Source organism: Algoriphagus formosus (assembly GCF_002807035.1).
GTDB lineage: Bacteria > Bacteroidota > Bacteroidia > Cytophagales > Cyclobacteriaceae > Algoriphagus > Algoriphagus formosus.
In genome coordinates this window covers 207609-222565 of the sequence record NZ_NIUC01000001.1, presented here as the reverse complement: position 1 = coordinate 222565, position 14957 = coordinate 207609, and the positions used below count along the sequence as shown (strand labels likewise).

The window sequence follows — 14957 nt, the reverse complement described above, 5'->3', positions numbered from 1 at the left end:
TTTTACTTCATGAATTTCAAACTCACCCGTATCGCTCCCACTCCTAGCGGTTATCTGCATCTTGGCAATGCTTATTCTTTTTTGGTGACCAAAGCATTGGCAGAAAAATCAGGTGCGAAAATCCTTCTTCGAATAGATGATTTGGACAGGGAGCGATTTCGGATGGAATATCTGGTCGATATTTTTGAGACTTTGGACTTTTTGGAAATCAGCTACGATTTGGGGCCCAAAGGACCTGAGGATTTTTTGGTCAATTGGACACAGCTGAATCGCCTTGATTTGTACCGAGAAGCTCTGGAAAAGCTTTGGGCCGAAGGCTGCCTTTTTTCTTGTACTTGCTCTCGCAAGAAAATCTCTCAAATGAACTCTTCAGGCTACTACCTAGGACATTGCTTGGATAGAAACATCTCCAAAACCAAAAAGGAAGCTGCATGGCGAATTAATACCTTTGAAGATGAACTGGTTAAGATTCAGGATATTCATGGGAAAACAAAAGAGGAGGTTCTGCCTGAAGACGTGGCTTTTTTCATCGTTCGAAAAAAGGACGAAATGCCCGCCTATCAATTGACATCGGTAATTGATGATACATATTATGGTGTTGACCTTATCGTAAGAGGAAGAGATCTTTACCATTCCAGTTTAGCACAGGTTTTTTTGGCCAAAAGCCTGAAGGATACAGCTTTTGAAAAAGTGAGTTTTTATCATCATCCCATTCTAAAGGGTCCAGATGGAAAGAAACTTGCAAAGTCGGATGGATCTACATCCATCCAATTCTTGAGAAAAAGCGGAAAAAGCCTGGAAGAAGTTTATCTCTTACTGGGAAAAATGATGCAAGTAGAAAAGCCTATTAGAAACTTTGATGAGTTTAAGGCAGCATTAGCTTTTTGAGAAAGTTTGAATAAAAAAAGCTTGAGCGCTTAAATCAATTTTGACTAGCACTCAAGCTGATAATTTTTCAGTATTTAAATCAAATTAATCGTATTTGGCAGGCATGCCTTCTTCGACCATGGAGTTTTGGATAAACTGCCGAATATCCTCATTGGATGTGGCCAAGTCTTCAGCTCTTAAATACATCATATGACCTGATCTGTAACCTTTGAATGATATTCGATCCGCCATTTTTCCATTTGGATCGATGTGCCAAAGGCTATATTTCGCATTGAAGAAGTCCGTACCTCCATCAAAGTATCCCGACTGAACCATCAGGTGCAAGTAAGGATTTTGACGCATTGCCTGCCCCAAATCATATCCAGTAGTCTCATTGGATCGATCCCAAGGATGAACAGGTCCGAATAGATTGTAGGTTAGGTCAGTTTCGAAGCCCAAGACGTTTTTAGCATAATGATTAAAAGCCGGAGCAAAAGCATGATTCCAGCTAGTCAATGCTGGATCGAAATCATATCGAACTCCTGCCTCCATCCGATCGAAACCTTTGTAGCGGCTGTCCAGACGACCCACCGTCATACCTTCATCTCGAAGAAGTTCTTTCCAGAATAGGCTTGTTCCAACCATTAAGTTATTGGAAAGGAAAACCTCTTTATCAAGACCGGAATACCGAGCCATTTTAGTAGCCATTGCATCCTTTTCCGATGAAGAAAGGCTTCCTCCTTTGACCATGGCTGGAAGAGCCTCCTCAACGGCAAACTTCTCCACTTCTGGAATGATTTCATCCAAATCCTTGCTTTGCAAATCAGATGGAAGCTGTCCATGATACCAAGCGGTCGCCGCGTAATAAGGGAAGTAGTTAGCCATTTTCACTGGCCCACCTCTTTCAATTCCCATATCTGTTGGTGAAACCAAAATGACCCCGTTGAAATACATCCAGTGTGAATTCTGAAGCTGTGAAACCAGACCAGCAACTCGCGTGGTACCATAACTTTCTCCAATTAGGTATTTTGGCGAAGCCCAGCGATTTTGTCTGGTCACAAAAGTATTGACCCAATCTGCTAGATATTTGATATCAGAATTAATACCAAAGAAGGTTGATCGTGGAGTTTCTTCGTTTAGAATTCTAGAATAACCGGTATTCACAGGGTCTACATAGACGATATCAGCCACATCCAAAATGGAATGAGGGTTTGACTTAGTCCCGTAGGGCTGAACCGGGTATCCTTCATCATCAATTTTAAGTAAAACAGGCCCAGTATAAGCCAAATGCATCCAAATCGATGCTGAACCAGGACCTCCATTAAAGGAGATTACCAAAGGACGCTTGGATTTATCACTGACATCCGTTCTTTCATAAAAAGTGTAGAATAACGAAGCGATCGGATCACCGTTTTCATCCCAAACAGGCTGTGTTCCTGCTGTTGATTTATAAGGAACGCGCTTTCCTTTGATGGTCACCTCGGCCTGCTTCTCAACTTTCGTTTCTACAGGGAGCTTACGAATTTCTTGCGCCAAGCCAATGTGGCAAATGGATGCAAATAGGATTATGAGTAATTGTTTTTTCATAGATAGGTAATTTGAACCTCAAAATAAGGATTGATCTTTTATGGCGAATTCATTTTTACACTAATGGAAACTAGCGCCTTGATTCTCCAACTAGCTTCGCAATCACTACAGCTGGATACAAGATGCCGACAGTAGAAAGAAAGACAGAAAGCATTTTGGACATGACATTGATTGGGTAAAGATCACCAAAGCCAACAGTAGTCAAGGAAACCATGCTGAAATAAATGTATTCGGCAAAATCATCATCCAAACCTAATAGCGGCCTATCGCCTCCTGCTATACTAGAATCAGTCGTAAGGTGAATAATTTCAAATACGAAAGCACCCAAAATCGCTACACTTAAATAGACATTGATAGCGCCGATTACTCGATAGAGATTGACTTCACGATCACGAAATAACAAACTGATATTCAATAATATGAATATGATCATATTAAGTATACCTACTATTCTTTCTAGTAGATAGAATTCTACAGGGAAATCACTAAAACGTAAAAGCCTTAATCCCAATTGGGTAAAGAAAAGGCCTGTGGTAAGGAAAATAAATATTTTCTTTTTTGAAGACCAGATTCCCGTAAAAAATAGAAAGAGGAAGACGAGGTTTACATAGAGCATGTCAATATGACCATACTCAATTAATATTGGTAGGACAAAAACTGTAAACAAGAGCACAAAAAGCAATATGCTAAAACTGGCATCAGTCAGCCAATAGTCTGTGAAATGCCTGAAATACCTTTTTATAGGTCTTCGACTTGGTGGTATTTGATCATTCATTTTTCAATTCCATTTCCGCTTGATAAACGACAACTGCCTTCCCTTTGATGAGCACGCGATCATCATGTTTTTCCAGCTCCAATTCACCACCTCTCCTACTTGCCTGGTATGCCTTTAGTTGGGTTTTCCCTGTTTTTTGATTCCAATAATCCATTAAGGCACAGTGTGCAAAACCTGTTACAGGATCTTCTGGTACTCCTACATTTGGACCAAAAAAGCGTGAAACAATATCATATTTCTCACCTGCTGCGGTGATAATGAAACCCTCCTGGCTATGCTTTGCAATCAGCATAAAATCCGGTTCAAGAGAACGTACCGAATCCTCATTTCCCAATTCAAAAATCCAGTTTTTATGTAACTGTGCCGCTTTTACTATTTTTTTTCCAAATAATTCCTTTTGAAAATAAGGATGCTGATCCTCGACCGTGGGAATCAAAGGAAAATTCATCTCCAAGCCATCATGACTCGCGTTTACAATCAGCTCACCACTCATGGTATGGAAATGGATAGGCACATTTTCTTTAGCCCAGCCTTTGCGAAGCATCCAAAAGGAGGAAGCCAAAGTCGCATGCCCGCAGAGGTCAATCTCTAAGGTGGGTGTAAACCAACGCAGATTAAAATGACCTTCTCGCTCAGTTCGCTGCACAAATGCTGTTTCGCTGAGATTCATTTCCATGGCTATATTTTGCCGCATTTCATCAGAAAGATCATGCTCCAACAAACAAACAGCCGCTGGATTGCCAGAAAAGGGCTTTTCAGTAAATGCATCAACTACACCTATTTCTAATCTCATTTTAATAGCGGGTTTTTAATATATCCAAATGATGAATAAAATGGCCGGGAATGATCCAAAACAAAGCTCTAGGAGTCATTTGATTGCCGTTCACCTGACCGGGAAAATCAAGCATTTCATCCGATAAAGTGCGAATCAGGGAAACCAAAGCTTTTCTTGAAGCTGAAAAGTCCTCTAAAAGCAATTGCGTGGAAACCGCTCCAAATCGTGCATTCAGCACATATGGATCCTGATCAAAACCTGGTAAAGCAGAACGCTCCCCTCTTGCGAAGCAAAGACCACGAAAAGTCATGATACGCTCAGTATCTATCACATGACCGAGCACTTCTTTGGGAGACCACTTTCCTTCCTGATAGGGTAGATTTGGCCAGTCTTCTGATTTGGACTTGAATAAATCCATCAAGTCATTTACCTGCTTTTCGATTAGTTCACAATAGTTTTGATTTTCAACCAACCCTAAATATCGATCATAATAAGCGGGGTATTCGCCTTTCTTTGGCAAATTAAAATTATCCATTCCGTGCAAGATTTAATTTCGTGTCTCTGCTGGATAAATTTAGGATTAAGATCAAAACCATCCTTATTGAGCTTGAATTTTTATTTTGCTCTTATCTAAAAATCAAATTAAACCTCTTATAAAAAACGTCGGGAGAACACATTTACCCTACCAATTCTCAACTCCTATCATTTCGATAAAAACAGCCAAGATTTTATCTCATTTTTAATTATATCAATTCTAAATTTTGAGTTAATAGGTAGCATTTGAAACTACTTCACTTAGGTTTGGTTTTATTTGTATAAAACAAAATTAGACATGAAGGAAAGAGAAATAGTCACTTTGCAGCGTTCTTTGCTGCACGACACAGAACAGCTATTGAATCAGCAAATCGAAATGGAAGGTAAAAGCTCAGCATATTATCTCTCCATGGCTTCCTGGTGCCATATGATGGGTTATGAGAACGCAGCCAAATACCTTTATACGCATTCTGACGAAGAGCGCATGCACATGATGAAGCTTTTCCAATATGTAAATGAGGCAGGTGGTCATGCTATTCAGCCAGAAATCAATGGAATCAGACATAATTTCAATTCACTTCGCGAAGTATTTGAGTTGATTCTTGAACATGAAATCAAAGTCACCAAATCAATCAATAACATCGTAGATCACGCCTTTTCTGTGAAGGATTTCGCCACGTTCAGCTTTATGCAGTGGTATGTGACCGAGCAGCGAGAAGAAGAGACCATGTCTCGTCGTGCACTTGAACTATTCGATATCATTGGAGAAGAGGGTGTAGGATTGTGGACTATCGATCAAGAATTGGGCAAATTGCACGCATCAGCCCACGCTGACGAGGCTTAATTGCATTTACACAAGATTTTCAAAAAGCGATGGAATAACTTCTATCGCTTTTTTTTGTGCAGGTATTCGGCAAATTTTAACAATAATCCAGAGGATCTAGAGTATACTTAGAGCTCAGAGTTCAAGAATCAAGATTTTGTTTTTAATTTCAAGTATGAAAAATATCAGAGCCAAAGGGTTGATCAATACCAAAGTTGCTTTTCTTTCCCTAGCCATAATTGGATTTTCTTGTTCGGAAAAATCTCAAACCCAAAATCCAGAATCCGAAGATCAAATAGTCTACGACACACCAATGCCTACCAAGGATACTCCTGAAGGGATGGCATGGATTCCGGGAGGTGAATTTACGATGGGGACGAACGAGGCTGACGCCTATGCTGCTGAAAAGCCTGCAGTTCGACTGAAAGTAGAAGGCTTTTGGATGGATACCCATGAGGTTACGAATGCTGAATTTGCCGAATTCGTGGAGCAAACAGGCTACGTCACGATGGCTGAGCGGCCTATCGAATGGGAAGAATTAAAAAAACAACTACCTCCAGGCACACCAAAACCAGATGATTCGGTGCTTGTTCCGGGATCCTTGGTTTTTACTCCACCACCCTATCAAGTTCCGCTTCAGGATATTTCACTTTGGTGGACCTGGGTCAATGGAGCATCTTGGAAACATCCTGAAGGACCTGATTCGAACTTAGAAGGTAGAGAAAATCATCCTGTAGTTCACATCGCCTATGATGATGCGGTTGCCTATGCAGAATGGGTTGGGAAGCGCTTGCCAACCGAGATCGAGTGGGAGTTTGCTGCCAGAGGTGGAATGAACGGAAAGCGATTTGCCTGGGGTGATGAGCTCACTCCAAACGGCCAATATCTAGCAAACACTTTTCAAGGCACTTTCCCTAGTGAAAATACTGCAATGGATGGTTTTTCAGGCACAAGCCCTGTGAAATCTTTTGCACCAAATACATTTGGACTTTATGATATGATTGGAAATGTTTGGGAATTGACGAGTGATTGGTATGATGCGTTGAAGTACGCTAGACTGGCTGGCGAAGCGCCTAAGCTTGATGCGGGTATGAATCCATGTTACAATCCTGATAATCCCTTCGCTCAAGAACGCGTCATCAAAGGGGGCTCCTATCTTTGTGCAGCCAATTACTGCGTAAATTATCGTCCCTCAGCTAGACAAGGTCAAGCCTATGATTCAGGAACTTCCAATGTCGGCTTTAGACTGGTAAAGGACCCTGAAAACAAGAACCTTACGCTTAAGTAAGCATTGATTCGACACAATAAAGGCCTCTCATTTTGGAGGCCTTTTTTATTAGTAACCTTTAAGAATTCGCTTGATATACTTTCCTACGATATCAAACTCCAAATTGACGGTATCCCCAACCTTCAATTGGTGGAAATTGGTGTGTTCGTAGGTATATGGAATAATAGCAACAGAAAACACCCCCGGTCCGGAATTAAAGCAGGTCAAACTAGTCCCGTTAATCGTGATTGATCCCTTCTCTACGGTGACATTCCCAAGGCTTGAATCATATTCAAAATCAAAAACCCAAGAACCGTTCTCATCCTTTATTCCAGTAATTCTTGCTACTTGATCGACATGACCTTGAACAATATGTCCATCAAAGCGTCCGTTTGCAGACATGCATCGCTCTAAATTTACTTTTTTACCAACAGTCCATTCCGAAAGATTGGTCTTTTGAATCGTCTCGTCAATTGCTGTGACTTTGTAGGTTTGGGCAGTAGTTTCTACTACAGTCAGGCAAACCCCATCATGTGCAAGCGATTGGTCGACCTTCAGTTCAGGAGCTAAATTGGACTCCAATAAAAAATGTGCATTTGAGCCTTCCCTTACGATTTCTTTTACCGTGCCAAACGATTCGATGATACCAGTGAACATGCGTGATTTCTTTTTGATTGAGTTTCAATGATTAAGTACAAAATGCCCTAAAGGGTTTCAAATTAAGCCAAATAATCACTTATCTTCGACCGGAATCCAAATAAAATATGCCACTCCTGAAGCTCGAAGACACTTACCTTCACAAGGGAAAAAGAAAAGCCCTTGTCCGTGAAATCAAACAGAAAGGAATCTCTGACGAACGAGTCCTAGAAGCGATTAATACCCTACCCAGACATTTTTTCTTTGACTCAGCGCTAGTTTCTCATGCTTATGAAGACAAAGCTTTCCCGATTGGAGAGGGTCAGACCATTTCCCAGCCTTACACTGTTGCCTTTCAAACTCAGCTCTTAGACGTAAAGCCCGGTCAAAAAATCCTGGAAATCGGAACAGGTTCAGGCTATCAGGCAAGTATTCTCCACTTGATGGGAGCAGAAGTGTATACCATCGAATATCAAAAGAAGCTTTTCGAGGGGACCAAAAAATTTCTTAATAGGCTTGGCATCACTGATATGAAGCTTTTTTATGGAGATGGATCCCAAGGCTTGGCAAGTCATGCACCTTTTGACCGGATTTTGGTAACTGCCGGAGCTCCGGTCGTTCCTGATGCACTTATTGAGCAGTTGGTGCCGGGAGGAATTCTAGTAATCCCAGTAGGTGACCGAAGCCGTCAAAAAATGCTTAAAATCACCAAACAAAAAGGCGGCAAATATACTTCTGAAGAATATGACTATTTCGCTTTTGTCCCTCTTTTGGGAAAAGACGGCTGGCGGTAATAGAAATTGAATCAGAATAAAATTTTGTTTCAAAATAAATTCAAGCCATTATTTAGAATATAATTTTTATTTTTGTCTCAAATCATTGAAATATGGCTAAGAAAAAATTTGCTAAAGATTCGGCAACTATCATGACAGAAATGGTATTGCCCAACGATACCAATACCTTGAATAACCTGATGGGTGGTCGCTTGATGCATTGGTTGGATGTGGTGGCTGCCATTGCTGCACAGAAGCACTCCAATCGAATCGTAGTCACAGCCTCTGCAGATAGCATTTCCTTCAAACAGCCAATTGCTTTGGGAAATGTGGTGACCTTGGCAGCTCAAGTCACTCGGGCTTTCAACTCTTCCATGGAGGTACACATCGAAGTCACGGCTGAGGATATTCCTGCTAACAAAAAGACGGTCACTCACCGGGCATTTTTCACCTTTGTAGCAGTTGATCAAAACGGCAAACCGATAGAAGTGCCTGAGGTAGTGCCGGAGACGAAAGAAGAAATTGAGCTATACGAGGGAGCACTCAGAAGACGACAATTACGCCTAGTCTTGGCAAAAAGGATGAAACCTGAGGATGCCGTGGAGCTTAAATCCATCTTCAATTTGGACATTCCGCAATAATTCGATCAGGAGACTAACAAAGTCTCCTTTTTTTTTGGGAGGCGACCAATTTTTAAGCAATTTTCAAGCATGGAAAGTGACTCACTACATAGTCTTAAATTACTCCTGAACGAAGATTTATACTTGGTTCCAGAAGAGATTGATCAAATTTTATCCCCTGGAAAAACAGAACCAAGAAAAGATGTTAAAAAAGAAACAACTCCTACCTACGATCAAGCTCCACCTGTGGATGATTCCAGTGTCGCAGATGAGGTAAAGGAACCTATTGCTCCAATCGTTCGAGGGCAATTTGCCAAAGGGATTTTGATCCTTCATGAGGAAGACGAGCTTGCAGATGAAGTGATGGATATGCTGTCGAAGATGGTTTCGGCCGTAAATCATTCCATGAGTGATGTGGGGCTTCTGAGCAGTGAAGAATTGAAGGGGAAAAGTTTGGAAGATTTTCAGGCAATTAATGCTCACAAGGTCATTAAGTTTGGAAAGATCTCACACCCTATCAACGCCCTGCCGATACCTTCCTATCAAATCAAAACAGAAGAAGAAACCGAATACCTATTTGCTGATTCTCTCACACAAATTAGTATGGATAGAGCACTGAAAAAGAAGCTCTGGGAAAACCTTCAAACCCTATTTAATATCAGCTAAATGAATACCGAACAAATAAAATGGGCCAAGCGCTTCAAATGGATAAGCTTAATCGAAGGAATATCTTTTTTGGTACTCCTCTTCATTGCTATGCCGCTCAAATATATCTATGAACTCCCAATGGCAGTCACCGTAGTTGGTTGGATTCACGGGGTATTATTTGTCATCTATATCTATGTGGTATTTCCTACCGCTTCCAAACTGAAATGGGATTTTAGCCGGACGCTCTTTGCATTAATTGCTTCTGTGCTTCCCTTTGGACCGTTTATTTTTGATCGTAATCTACGAAAGAGTCAGCAAGTTGATTTTTAATTGCCATGGCTTTGATCAGTAAAAAAAAGCAAGTCTACCCAATCAACGAAGGGCTAAGAGATTACCTGATCAATCATGGAAGGGAAGTGGATATCCCAATCCACTACGATGAGCTGCTTCGATACAAAGATTCAATAGCGCTGTACGACTCCAAAGAGCAGGACACGCTATGGGAAACTGTTTTTTATGAACAGAGTGACCGGGAAGAGATTCATTACAATGTCAAGCGAATCTATGCGATCCTAAAAGCCGGAGGTGACATGTCGGTCATGGAGCATCTCTACATCGATCGAATTGATCTGTGCATTTATGGGAATACTCAGCCCTTCCGAATTCGAATCGTAAACCGGATCAATGATAATTTTGACTATTTCTATATCAAAAATGCGGACGCCTCAAGGGTTTATGGGCTAGAGCTGGAACATTTACTTTCTCCCAATAGAATTAGCTACCTCGTACATCGAAACACCCTGATTGAGGAGCATATCGCAGGAATTCCTGGAGATAAATTTATGCGACTGCACATGCAGGATTCTCACCTGAATCCCATTCGATTGGCAAAAGAGTTTGTGAAATTCAATGAGCGCTGCTTCGTAAGATTGCTAGGCGACATGCATTCTTCAAATTTTGTAATCGATGTGACTCCAGACTTTGAGGAAACCAATTATCGGATCCGCGCAATTGACTTCGATCAGCAATCCTATGAGGGAAAAAAGTCTATCTACCTACCCCAATATTTCAAGGAAAACAATGTCCTTATACAGTTGGGAATGAAATACATCACTCCAGAATCCATGCGCCAATATCAGCGGGAAGAGCGAGCTTTGATTGCTACGCGGGTTAAGTCTTCTAAGCAGGAAATTGAAGCCATCCTTCTAGCAATGGAAAATGATCATATTTCACCTTTAGAAAATATCGATAGTCTGAGGAGGGAACTGGCCCGACATTACAAAAATCAGAAGTTTATGAGTTGCCAAAATATGGGACAGATTCTCCGAGTCAGCTTGCAACAGGTGCTTAATTACTAAAATGAACAAGTCTACTTTTTCAATTTCTCAAATGGATTGTCCATCCGAAGAAACGATGATTCGGATGAAACTTCAAATCGTAGAGGGAATTGCCGGACTTTCATTTGACTTGGAGAAAAGGGTTTTGGATGTCTCGCATGAAGGAGATGTGAAGGAAATCTCGGCTGCACTCGAGGAGTTAAACCTTGGAAGTAAATTTGTCCAAACCACTGAGATTGAGAATTTTGAAAAGTCGGAGGATGGTGTTCAGAAAAAGCTCCTGTGGACAGTTCTGATCATTAATTTTTCATTTTTTCTGATCGAAATGATTTTCGGTTGGCTAGCGGGATCCATGGGATTAGTGGCCGACAGTTTGGATATGCTTGCCGATTCATTGGTCTATGCACTCAGTTTGATTGCGGTCGGAAGCAGCATCACGAGACAAAAACAAGTAGCTGGAATAGCAGGTGTTTTTCAGCTCTTATTGGCAGCCGGAGGTTTTTATGAAGTGGTCAGACGGTTTCTGAATGTGGATGAAAGGCCTGATTACCAGTGGATGATCATTATTTCGATTTTGGCATTGATAGCAAATGCTTGGTGTCTTTACCTTTTGCAAAAATCAAAAAGTCAGCAAGCCCATATGAAAGCAAGTATGATTTTCACCTCCAATGATATCCTAATCAATGCAGGGGTAATCCTTGCCGGCTCGATGGTCCTTTGGCTAGATTCCTCCCTACCCGATTTGATCATCGGGGCATTTGTATTCGTTTTGGTGAGTTTGGGAGCTTGGCGGATTTTGAAATTGGCGAAATAAAATCACCACTTTTTCAATTGCTCATAGACCAAATGAAGCGGGAATCCCATGACATTGAAATAAGAACCTTCAATGCGGGAAACACCGATGAACCCTATCCATTCCTGAATGCCATAAGCACCAGCTTTATCAAATGGCTTGTATTCCTTGATGTAATGCCAAATCTCCTCTTCCTCCAAAAATCGAAAAGTGACCAAGGTTTCATCCTCCAAGGTGATTCTTTTCAAGCGGTCCTTGATGGTCACAGCAGTCATCACGGTGTGCGTAGCTCCAGAGAGACTTTTGATCATATCAAAGGCCTCCTGATCGGATTGGGGCTTACCTAGAACATGCCCATTTTCAATCACCACGGTATCAGAAGTAATCAAAATCTCATTTTCCAAAAGTTCATCGGGGAAAGATTCTGATTTCAATTTAGAAAGGTAAGCGGCAACGTATTCGGCCGGAATATCTGAAGGAATAGATTCATCCACCGGACTGGATTTGATCTCAAACTCCATCTCCAGGCCTCGAAGCAAGTCCTGCCTACGAGGTGAATTGGATGCTAAAATGATTTTCTTATCCTTCAGATTTTCTAAAAAACGCATCATAATTGAATTCAAATTCACTTTGTTCTATACTGGCAAAAAGCAGTCCAGTCAATGCCTTAGGATAAAAGTACGTAGATTTTTGCGGCATCAAATGTCCCGATTGACAAACTTCCATGACAGTTCGCATTGAAAGTTCTCGGGTGATCAAAGCAAAACTAGCCTGACCTGATCTCACCTGCCTGAGACAGCGAGCAAAATTCCGCTCATAGGCAATCTGTGATGAATTTCGCTGTTCTTCCCGATTGATTCCCAAGATTTGATTGAATACCACCTCATGTAAAACAGCAAGGTCCAGCTTTCGAATCACTTCCGGTAAATCATGATTGATAGTCTTGTACTTCTCGGGAATTAATTCGAGTACATACCCCTCCTCTCCTAGTAGCAAACCAAAAGAAAATGGTTTGTGCAGGGCATAATTCCCGATTTCTTCAGCATCCCCAAATTTCTTTACTTCGAACCATGCTGATAATTTATCTAAAAAGGAATCTTGACTCTCGGTCAATCCATAAAATAGTCTGTGGGTTGGCAGGATTTTTAGATCATCTGATGCAGCATTTGTCAAATACATCAGGTGGTAATCATGAGCTTTCCACTTCCTGTCAGAATACTCATTTTTCATTTCATGTCTCAAGGCAATACTTCCCTCAATTCGGTGATGACCATCTGCCAAGACCACCTGCTTTTGAGCAAGCAAATCCAAAAACTCGGATATCACCTGCCGATCATGAATCACTGCCAAAACTTCCCTAACTCCCTGATAATCTTCTAATTCATAAAGAGGGCTTTGAATGGCTTCATCCATCCATTGCTCCAGTTTGAATTCAGGATCATCGTATAATCCATGGGTTGGAGACGCTTGAATTTTGGCTTTTTTAAGAAGATCCACCCGATCATTTACAGCAGAAACGATGGTGTTTTCATGTCGTAAGATTTGCTTTTCTTCCCAGTCATAGGCTTTGATTTGTGCTATGAAACCCTTTCGACAGCGCTCTGTGGTCTCCCCTGGAAGTCTGAAGTATTGATAGTAAACATAGATTCCGGGTAGGTAATCCTGATGGAGGATTCCTTCTGATTTCCACTTCTGAAGTGTTTCAAAAGCCTCCTTTCCCGGATCAGCGCCCTTTGGGACAGAAAGATGAATGCTGTTTAAGGGATTTTCATACAAAAGCTCCCGTTGCTTGGAAGAAACGACATCGAAAAGTGGCGCGGTAAGTTCTTCTATCTTGGAATTGAAAGTGTCAGCATATCGCCATGCTCGAAGTGGAAGGATTTCAGCCATCGATTTTCAATCTTTTTCTCCAGGCAGAGTTCTGATTACTTTTCTCAGTTTCGCTTGACACTTGAGTTGACTGCTTTTCTTTTTCAAAAAACTCTACGGCCAAAGCCGCAATAAGTGACTCCTCTTCTTCAGAAAGCGAATCATCCAGTACATCCGGAGTAAAATATTTCTCTACAAACTTGGTATCAAAATCTCCACTCACGAAAGCCTCATGCTGCAAAGCAAAGCGGCAAAATGATAAAGTAGTCTGAATTCCTGTGATTTGATAATCATCGATGGCACGGATCATTCTTGAAATCGCCGCTTCCCGATTTTCAGCGTGTGTAATAAGCTTTGAAATCATCGGGTCATAATAAATCGGAATCTGCATCCCTTCCTCAAAACCATCATCTACCCGAATTCCAGGCCCTTGTGGTCTCTGGTAAGTTTGAAGCTTCCCAATATCCGGAAGGAAATTATTTTTTGGATCTTCAGCGTATACACGGACTTCAACCGAATGCCCATTGATTGTCAAATCCTCTTGAGTAAACTGTAATTCCCTACCTTCTGCAATCCAAATTTGTTCTTTTACAAGATCTTTCCCGGTGATCATTTCGGTGACAGGATGCTCCACTTGCAAGCGGGTATTCATTTCTAAGAAATAGAAATTCAAATCTCCGTCAACAATAAATTCCACCGTCCCGGCTCCAAAATAATTACAGGCTTTGGCTACACCAACGGCCGCTTCTCCCATTGCTTTGCGCATTTCGGGGCTCACTACGGCTGAAGGAGCTTCTTCAATTACCTTTTGATGTCTTCGCTGAATCGAACATTCCCGTTCAAAGAGATAAACGACATTTCCATGCTGATCTCCCAGGACCTGGATTTCAATATGACGAGGGGAAGTGATAAACTTTTCAATAAAAACTGCACCATCCCCAAAGGCAGATTGCGCCTCGCTGACAGCGCGTTGCATTTGCTCTTCAAAATCTGCTTCCGATTCAACTATTCGCATTCCCTTTCCCCCACCTCCGGCTGAAGCTTTGATCAGGATCGGATAGCCGATTTCTGCAGCTCGCTCTTTCGCGGCAGGAATATCAGAAATGGCTTCTTCTGTACCAGGTACCAAAGGAATATCGTAGGTGGAAACTGCCTGTTTTGCGGCCAGTTTACTTCCCATTACTTCAATAGACTCTGGAGAAGGTCCGACGAAAAGCAATCCCGCATCGGTCACTTTCTTTGCAAAAACTGCATTTTCAGACAAAAAACCGTAGCCTGGATGAATTGCATCTACCCTAAGTTCTTTACAAACTTCGATGATTTTGTCACCCAACAAATAAGATTCGGATGAAGGTGGTGGACCCAAGCAAACTGCCTCATCTGCGTATTTGACATGAGGGGAAAGCCGATCAGCTTCACTGTAAACAGCAACTGTTTTTATCCCAAGCTCTTTTGCAGAGCGCATGATACGAAGGGCAATTTCACCTCGGTTGGCAACAAGGAGCTTTTGAATTTTTCTCATGTTCTAAAGTTGGGTTTGGGTCTATCAAATCTAAAAAGCGAAGAAAACAAATATATTTGACTTAAAATAAAGATTAGGCCAAGCCAATTTGCTTTTTTGCTTGGTAGGCATATAAGTTGTATTTTTGGCGA

At 41.5% G+C, this 14957-nt stretch carries 17 protein-coding genes; 9 read left to right on the top strand and 8 right to left on the bottom strand.

The features are described 5' to 3' along the window. Positions 1-9: 9 nt before the first annotated feature. Positions 10-888, top strand: coding sequence for a glutamate--tRNA ligase family protein (locus CDH51_RS01020; RefSeq protein WP_100626861.1), 879 nt, complete (start codon positions 10-12; stop codon positions 886-888). An 84-nt stretch (positions 889-972) separates the two neighbouring features. Here the strand turns inward: CDH51_RS01020 and CDH51_RS01015 are convergent, their stop codons facing one another. From CDH51_RS01015 to CDH51_RS01000, 4 genes are all read right to left on the bottom strand, one after another. Next, a complete protein-coding gene (locus tag CDH51_RS01015; RefSeq protein WP_100626860.1) occupies positions 973-2454 on the bottom strand; it encodes a S10 family peptidase in 1482 nt (493 codons plus the stop codon). A gap of 70 nt (positions 2455-2524) precedes the next feature. Next, positions 2525-3229, bottom strand: a complete 705-nt coding sequence (locus tag CDH51_RS01010; RefSeq protein WP_100626859.1) for a potassium channel family protein — start codon at positions 3227-3229, stop codon at positions 2525-2527. Next, on the bottom strand, positions 3222-4022 hold the full coding sequence (locus CDH51_RS01005) for a PhzF family phenazine biosynthesis protein (protein WP_100626858.1): 801 nt from the start codon (positions 4020-4022) through the stop codon (positions 3222-3224). The genes CDH51_RS01010 and CDH51_RS01005 overlap by 8 nt, the downstream gene beginning before the upstream one ends. Before the next feature lies 1 nt (position 4023). Further along, positions 4024-4539 carry a DinB family protein gene (locus CDH51_RS01000; protein ID WP_100626857.1) on the bottom strand — a complete coding sequence of 172 codons (516 nt, stop codon included), beginning with the start codon at positions 4537-4539 and terminating at the stop codon, positions 4024-4026. Positions 4540-4836: 297 nt separating this feature from the next. Between CDH51_RS01000 and CDH51_RS00995 the strand changes: the two genes are divergently transcribed. Next, a complete protein-coding gene (locus CDH51_RS00995; protein WP_026946495.1) occupies positions 4837-5382 on the top strand; it encodes a ferritin in 546 nt (181 codons plus the stop codon). A 154-nt stretch (positions 5383-5536) separates the two neighbouring features. Continuing rightward, positions 5537-6649 carry a formylglycine-generating enzyme family protein gene (locus CDH51_RS00990; RefSeq protein WP_100626856.1) on the top strand — a complete coding sequence of 371 codons (1113 nt, stop codon included), beginning with the start codon at positions 5537-5539 and terminating at the stop codon, positions 6647-6649. Positions 6650-6697: 48 nt separating this feature from the next. On the opposite strand, the gene CDH51_RS00985 is transcribed toward CDH51_RS00990, so the two are convergent. Continuing rightward, positions 6698-7285 (bottom strand): riboflavin synthase, encoded by a 588-nt coding sequence (locus tag CDH51_RS00985; protein ID WP_100626855.1) that lies wholly within the window; start codon positions 7283-7285, stop codon positions 6698-6700. A gap of 107 nt (positions 7286-7392) precedes the next feature. Here CDH51_RS00985 and CDH51_RS00980 point away from each other — a divergent pair, with 107 nt between their 5' ends. From CDH51_RS00980 to CDH51_RS00955, 6 genes are all read left to right on the top strand, one after another. Next, positions 7393-8058, top strand: a complete 666-nt coding sequence (locus CDH51_RS00980) for a protein-L-isoaspartate(D-aspartate) O-methyltransferase (protein ID WP_024282574.1) — start codon at positions 7393-7395, stop codon at positions 8056-8058. Between the two features lie 92 nt (positions 8059-8150). Beyond that, positions 8151-8678, top strand: a complete 528-nt coding sequence (locus tag CDH51_RS00975) for an acyl-CoA thioesterase (RefSeq protein WP_024282575.1) — start codon at positions 8151-8153, stop codon at positions 8676-8678. A gap of 69 nt (positions 8679-8747) precedes the next feature. Further along, complete coding sequence (locus CDH51_RS00970) at positions 8748-9323, top strand: hypothetical protein (RefSeq protein WP_100626854.1); 576 nt, start codon at positions 8748-8750, stop codon at positions 9321-9323. Next, positions 9324-9635: a DUF3817 domain-containing protein gene (locus CDH51_RS00965; protein ID WP_100626853.1), complete on the top strand. Its 312-nt coding sequence runs from the start codon at positions 9324-9326 to the stop codon at positions 9633-9635. 5 nt (positions 9636-9640) lie between these two features. Next, a complete protein-coding gene (locus tag CDH51_RS00960; protein WP_100626852.1) occupies positions 9641-10663 on the top strand; it encodes a hypothetical protein in 1023 nt (340 codons plus the stop codon). 1 nt (position 10664) lies between these two features. Beyond that, positions 10665-11456: a cation transporter gene (locus tag CDH51_RS00955; protein WP_100626851.1), complete on the top strand. Its 792-nt coding sequence runs from the start codon at positions 10665-10667 to the stop codon at positions 11454-11456. Between the two features lie 2 nt (positions 11457-11458). On the opposite strand, the gene CDH51_RS00950 is transcribed toward CDH51_RS00955, so the two are convergent. The 3 genes from CDH51_RS00950 to CDH51_RS00940 are packed head-to-tail and all read right to left on the bottom strand — an operon-like array spanning position 11459 to position 14826. Further along, a complete protein-coding gene (locus tag CDH51_RS00950; RefSeq protein WP_100626850.1) occupies positions 11459-12046 on the bottom strand; it encodes a Maf family nucleotide pyrophosphatase in 588 nt (195 codons plus the stop codon). Further along, positions 12015-13325 (bottom strand): DUF1015 domain-containing protein, encoded by a 1311-nt coding sequence (locus tag CDH51_RS00945; protein ID WP_100626849.1) that lies wholly within the window; start codon positions 13323-13325, stop codon positions 12015-12017. The genes CDH51_RS00950 and CDH51_RS00945 overlap by 32 nt, the downstream gene beginning before the upstream one ends. Beyond that, the gene (locus CDH51_RS00940) at positions 13318-14826 is read right to left on the bottom strand and encodes an acetyl-CoA carboxylase biotin carboxylase subunit (RefSeq protein WP_100626848.1); all 1509 of its coding nucleotides are present in this window, start codon (positions 14824-14826) and stop codon (positions 13318-13320) included. The genes CDH51_RS00945 and CDH51_RS00940 overlap by 8 nt, the downstream gene beginning before the upstream one ends. Positions 14827-14957: the final 131 nt, after the last annotated feature.

Coding starts and splice junctions, on each gene's coding strand:
- CDH51_RS01015 (WP_100626860.1), bottom strand. CDS start 2,454: ATGAAAAAACAATTACTCATAATCCTATTTGCATCCATTTGCCACATT.
- CDH51_RS00975 (WP_024282575.1), top strand. CDS start 8,151: ATGGCTAAGAAAAAATTTGCTAAAGATTCGGCAACTATCATGACAGAA.
- CDH51_RS00985 (WP_100626855.1), bottom strand. CDS start 7,285: ATGTTCACTGGTATCATCGAATCGTTTGGCACGGTAAAAGAAATCGTA.
- CDH51_RS00990 (WP_100626856.1), top strand. CDS start 5,537: ATGAAAAATATCAGAGCCAAAGGGTTGATCAATACCAAAGTTGCTTTT.
- CDH51_RS00955 (WP_100626851.1), top strand. CDS start 10,665: ATGAACAAGTCTACTTTTTCAATTTCTCAAATGGATTGTCCATCCGAA.
- CDH51_RS00960 (WP_100626852.1), top strand. CDS start 9,641: ATGGCTTTGATCAGTAAAAAAAAGCAAGTCTACCCAATCAACGAAGGG.
- CDH51_RS00950 (WP_100626850.1), bottom strand. CDS start 12,046: ATGATGCGTTTTTTAGAAAATCTGAAGGATAAGAAAATCATTTTAGCA.
- CDH51_RS01005 (WP_100626858.1), bottom strand. CDS start 4,022: ATGAGATTAGAAATAGGTGTAGTTGATGCATTTACTGAAAAGCCCTTT.
- CDH51_RS00970 (WP_100626854.1), top strand. CDS start 8,748: ATGGAAAGTGACTCACTACATAGTCTTAAATTACTCCTGAACGAAGAT.
- CDH51_RS00945 (WP_100626849.1), bottom strand. CDS start 13,325: ATGGCTGAAATCCTTCCACTTCGAGCATGGCGATATGCTGACACTTTC.
- CDH51_RS00965 (WP_100626853.1), top strand. CDS start 9,324: ATGAATACCGAACAAATAAAATGGGCCAAGCGCTTCAAATGGATAAGC.
- CDH51_RS00980 (WP_024282574.1), top strand. CDS start 7,393: ATGCCACTCCTGAAGCTCGAAGACACTTACCTTCACAAGGGAAAAAGA.
- CDH51_RS01020 (WP_100626861.1), top strand. CDS start 10: ATGAATTTCAAACTCACCCGTATCGCTCCCACTCCTAGCGGTTATCTG.
- CDH51_RS01010 (WP_100626859.1), bottom strand. CDS start 3,229: ATGAATGATCAAATACCACCAAGTCGAAGACCTATAAAAAGGTATTTC.
- CDH51_RS00995 (WP_026946495.1), top strand. CDS start 4,837: ATGAAGGAAAGAGAAATAGTCACTTTGCAGCGTTCTTTGCTGCACGAC.
- CDH51_RS01000 (WP_100626857.1), bottom strand. CDS start 4,539: ATGGATAATTTTAATTTGCCAAAGAAAGGCGAATACCCCGCTTATTAT.
- CDH51_RS00940 (WP_100626848.1), bottom strand. CDS start 14,826: ATGAGAAAAATTCAAAAGCTCCTTGTTGCCAACCGAGGTGAAATTGCC.